Origin of the sequence: Halobacteriovorax sp. (assembly GCF_041587335.1) — a bacterium.
GTDB lineage: Bacteria > Bdellovibrionota > Bacteriovoracia > Bacteriovoracales > Bacteriovoracaceae > Halobacteriovorax.
This window is the reverse complement of record NZ_JBFGYP010000276.1, coordinates 1-1,601: the sequence shown is the minus strand read 5'-3', so window position 1 is coordinate 1,601 and position 1,601 is coordinate 1. Positions and strand designations below refer to the sequence as shown.

General features: G+C 35.9%; 1 protein-coding gene. It reads left to right on the top strand.

What is annotated here, in order from left to right; all coding sequences use genetic code 11:
* Positions 1-170: 170 nt before the first annotated feature.
* Positions 171-1,448 carry an acetyl-CoA hydrolase/transferase family protein gene (locus tag ABX784_RS17385; RefSeq protein WP_372656323.1) on the top strand — a complete coding sequence of 426 codons (1,278 nt, stop codon included), beginning with the start codon at positions 171-173 and terminating at the stop codon, positions 1,446-1,448.
* Positions 1,449-1,601 lie beyond the last annotated feature (153 nt).

Below are 1,601 nucleotides of genomic sequence, written 5' to 3'. Positions count from 1 at the left end.
TGTTAAAGAAAATTAAATATCTCAAAGGTTATTTTACAGAAGAAGCACCTCTTGAATTCTCTCAAGCGCAATTCAATGATAATATAGTAATTCCTAATTTTGAAAGAGTTGATACTCCTAAAGAGGACCAACTTCAATAGTTATCTTGAAAATGAATATAGAGGTTTGTCGTGAAGATAAGTACGCTAGAAGATGTTTTAGATGTCATTGATAATGGGTCTAACCTATTTATTCATGGAGCTGACGCAACACCGAAGCTCTTCGTAAAAAAGCTATTACAGAGATGTATAGATGATCGATTGAGTGGTATTTCTCTATACCATCTACACACTCATGGAATACTTGATGAAGAGATTCATAAGCTCAATGGAAAGGTAAAATTTAAGTGCTTTTTTGTAGGCGATAACCTTAGAAAGCATTTTGATTTTGAGACTGTTGATTATATCCCTTGTTTTCTTTCTGAGATCCCTTTTTTATTTGCTAATGGAAATTGTCCTATAGATGTTTGTGTCATTCAAGTGTCGCCTCCTGATAAGCATGGATATGTAACACTAGGAACATCAGTAGATGTCACTAAGTCTGCAGTTGATCATGCAAAAGTCGTTATCGCTCAAATTAATCCAAATATGCCTAGGGTTCACGGAGATGGATCTGTGCACGTAACAGAAATAGATTACTTTATAGAAAGTAATGAGGTCCTATATTCTGAACGATGTGAATTGATTACAGATGATGAGATGCGAATCGGTGAGTTAATCGCTTCTCTTATCGAAGATAGATCTACAATCCAATGTGGTATTGGTAATATTCCTAATGCTGTTCTAAAGTCCTTAACAGGCCATAAGGATCTTGGACTACATAGCGAGATGTGGACTAATGGTGCTATGGACTTAATAAAGAGTGGTGTTATCACTAATAAGTTTAAACAAATAATGCCTGGTAAGTCTGTTGCAGGCTTTCTAGTGGGGGATAAGGAGTTACATGAGTTTGTTGATGACAATGAAAATGTGCTTCTAAGAACTTCGGACTATGTTAATAATCCAGCAAATGTAAAACTTAATGATAAGACATGTGCTATTAATAGTGCTGTTGAGATTGATCTCACTGGGCAAATTTGCGCTGATTCAATTGGTAGTAGAATCATTTCTGGTGTTGGTGGACAAATGGACTTTATGCGAGGAGCTTTTCTTTCTAAGAATGGAAAAGCAATTATCGCAATTAACAGCCGTACTCGAAAAGGTCAGTCTAAGATTGTTTCTAGGTTAAAGTATGGTTCAGGAGTTGTTACAACTAGGGCCCATGCTGACTATATTGTTACTGAGAATGGGATTGCAAACCTTAGAGGTCTCTCGTTAAATGAGAGGGCAAAGGCCCTTATCTCTATTTCTCACCCCGATGAAAGAGAGAAATTATATAGAGAATGGTTTGCTATAAAACAACTTATTTAAATATTAATAAAAAAGGCCCAATCTAAATTGGGCCTTCTTTTTTGAGGTTAGGGGTGACTTCAAAATTAATTGAAGTTTGTTAATTAGTTTGTATCATTATCCTGAGGAGCTCTTTCATCTTCCTTTGGTGCCTTGAACTTTGTTCCACCCTTT